Origin of the sequence: Faecalibacterium sp. Marseille-Q4137 (assembly GCF_017377535.1) — a bacterium.
GTDB classification, from domain to species: Bacteria; Bacillota; Clostridia; order Oscillospirales; family Ruminococcaceae; genus Faecalibacterium; species Faecalibacterium duncaniae.
Window position 1 is genome coordinate 1 of the sequence record NZ_JAFREK010000095.1, and the last position, 2,036, is coordinate 2,036.

3 protein-coding genes are annotated in these 2,036 nt (G+C 44.3%); 2 read left to right on the forward strand and 1 reads right to left on the reverse strand.

Features of this window, described 5'->3' with window-relative positions:
* The first annotated feature begins 91 nt into the window (after window positions 1-91).
* A complete protein-coding gene (locus J3353_RS15865; RefSeq protein WP_207685232.1) occupies window positions 92-1,468 on the forward strand; it encodes an MATE family efflux transporter in 1,377 nt (458 codons plus the stop codon).
* A gap of 71 nt (window positions 1,469-1,539) precedes the next feature.
* On the forward strand, window positions 1,540-1,725 hold the full coding sequence (locus tag J3353_RS15870) for a cysteine-rich KTR domain-containing protein (protein ID WP_097793625.1): 186 nt from the start codon (window positions 1,540-1,542) through the stop codon (window positions 1,723-1,725).
* Between the two features lie 14 nt (window positions 1,726-1,739).
* Here the strand turns inward: J3353_RS15870 and J3353_RS15875 are convergent, their stop codons facing one another.
* Window positions 1,740-1,928 carry a hypothetical protein gene (locus tag J3353_RS15875; RefSeq protein ID WP_207685233.1) on the reverse strand — a complete coding sequence of 63 codons (189 nt, stop codon included), beginning with the start codon at window positions 1,926-1,928 and terminating at the stop codon, window positions 1,740-1,742.
* Between the last annotated feature and the right edge of the window lie 108 nt (window positions 1,929-2,036).

Sequence of the window (2,036 nt, forward strand, 5' to 3'; positions counted from 1 at the left end):
CTATAAATTATAGTACTATTATTTATACGGCGTAGTACTATAGCCTACACTACTGTAAATTATATCTGAAGAAGCGAAAGGAGTTTTAACAATGAATGAACGCAACAACAAACTTGAGCTTTTGGGCAGTGCGCCCATCCCCAAAGCTCTGATGGCACTCGGCATACCGATTATGATTGGGATGTTGATCAATGCACTCTATAATCTGGTAGATGCCTATTTTGTGGGCAGTCTGGGCGAAAGTCAAATGGGTGCTATTTCCGTCGTGTTCCCCTTGGGGCAAGTCGTGGTTGGTTTGGGGCTTATGTTCGGTAACGGAGCCGCATCCTATCTGTCAAGACTGCTTGGACGCGGAGATAAAGATACCGCCAATAGAGTGGCAAGCACCGCACTATACAGCAGTATTCTGATTGGCGCCATTATCATTCTGTTTTCTACGATTTTCCTCAAACCAATTTTGGCGATGTTGGGCGCAACAGAAACAATTATGCCGTATGCCCTGACATACGCAAGAATTTATGTGCTCTCCTGTATTTTCAACGTGTTTAATGTAACAATGAACAACATTGTAAGCAGCGAGGGTGCCGCAAAGACGACCATGTGCGCCTTGCTGATGGGAGCCGTATTGAACATCGGATTGGACCCTCTTTTCATTTACACTTTGAACATGGGGGTAGCGGGTGCAGCAATTGCCACAGCAATTTCGCAAATGGTATCCACACTTGTTTATCTAACCTATGTTCTTCGCAAAAAAAGCGCATTTTCCTTCAGTGTAAAAGTGTTTTCTCCTACGGGACAAATGATGGCGGAAATTTTGAAAATTGGAATTCCCACTTTAGTGTTCCAACTGCTGACAAGTCTTTCGATTGCGCTGATCAACCGTGCATCCGGTGATTATGGCGATTCGGTCATTGCAGGCATGGGGGCAGTCACGCGAATTACTTCTATGGGAACGCTTGTTGTCTTTGGATTTCTGAAAGGGTTTCAGCCTATTGCCGGATTCAGCTATGGGGCGAAGCAGTTTGATCGCCTGCGCGAAGCAATCAAAACCTCAATCATTTGGTCTACAAGTTTCTGTTTAGTCGTGGGCTTAGTCATGGCCGTTTTCTCCACGCAGATTATCTCTCAATTTACCGAGGGAGATACTCAAATGATTTTAGCCGGTCAAAAATCTCTATTTGCGAATGGCCTTACATTCATTCTTTTCGGTTTCTACACGGTATACTCCTCTCTGTTTCTTGCTCTGGGCAAGGGGGCGGCAGGTTTCTTTTTGGGCGCATGCAGACAAGGCATCTGCTTTATTCCTGTCATTTTGCTGCTGCCTATGGTATGGGGAATGAACGGAATCCTATATGCCCAACCCATCGCAGATCTGATTTCCGTAGTAATCACTGTATTTATGGCGTTACACCTTCATCGGGAATTGTCTATGGCTGAAAAACAGGTTAGGTCCAATTCGGAAATGTAAAGAGGCGAAGAAAAAACGTCAGCTTGCTATACGGTAGTAAAAGAAGAAAACTAAGCACAGAGGAAGATAAGATGAAGATAGAATGGATTTTATGTCCCTTTTGTGGAAGCAAAACGCGGTTGAAAATTCGCAATGATACAATACTGGATAATTTTCCGTTATATTGTCCTAAATGCAAACATGAAACCCTGATTGCGGTAAGAAAACTAAATTTATCTATCATCCAAGAGCCAGACGCACAGACGCAGAGCCGGTAATGCACAAGGTGAATTCACTTGTGATTATCGGTTCTTTTTTTCAGTATATGATGAGAACCTGCCCCGACTAAGGGGAAATAAAAAAGCCGTTGGTTGGAGCAGGTAATTTTATGCGCCCATTTTGAACCGGCGGCTTTTGAGAAAATCAAGGCTGCCGGCTCTTTTTGCGTATCAGAGCGTTTCATCGTCTGTATGGCGGCCATAGGAGGATGCCGCCATGCGCCTGATATTCTATCGACCGTTCAATCTTGACCTATCAAAAAAAGCCTTGCTCCCGCACAGGGTCAGCAGGGCTTTTACTATGTACTATA

Coding starts and splice junctions, on each gene's coding strand:
- J3353_RS15870 (WP_097793625.1), top strand. CDS start 1,540: ATGAAGATAGAATGGATTTTATGTCCCTTTTGTGGAAGCAAAACGCGG.
- J3353_RS15875 (WP_207685233.1), bottom strand. CDS start 1,928: ATGGCCGCCATACAGACGATGAAACGCTCTGATACGCAAAAAGAGCCG.
- J3353_RS15865 (WP_207685232.1), top strand. CDS start 92: ATGAATGAACGCAACAACAAACTTGAGCTTTTGGGCAGTGCGCCCATC.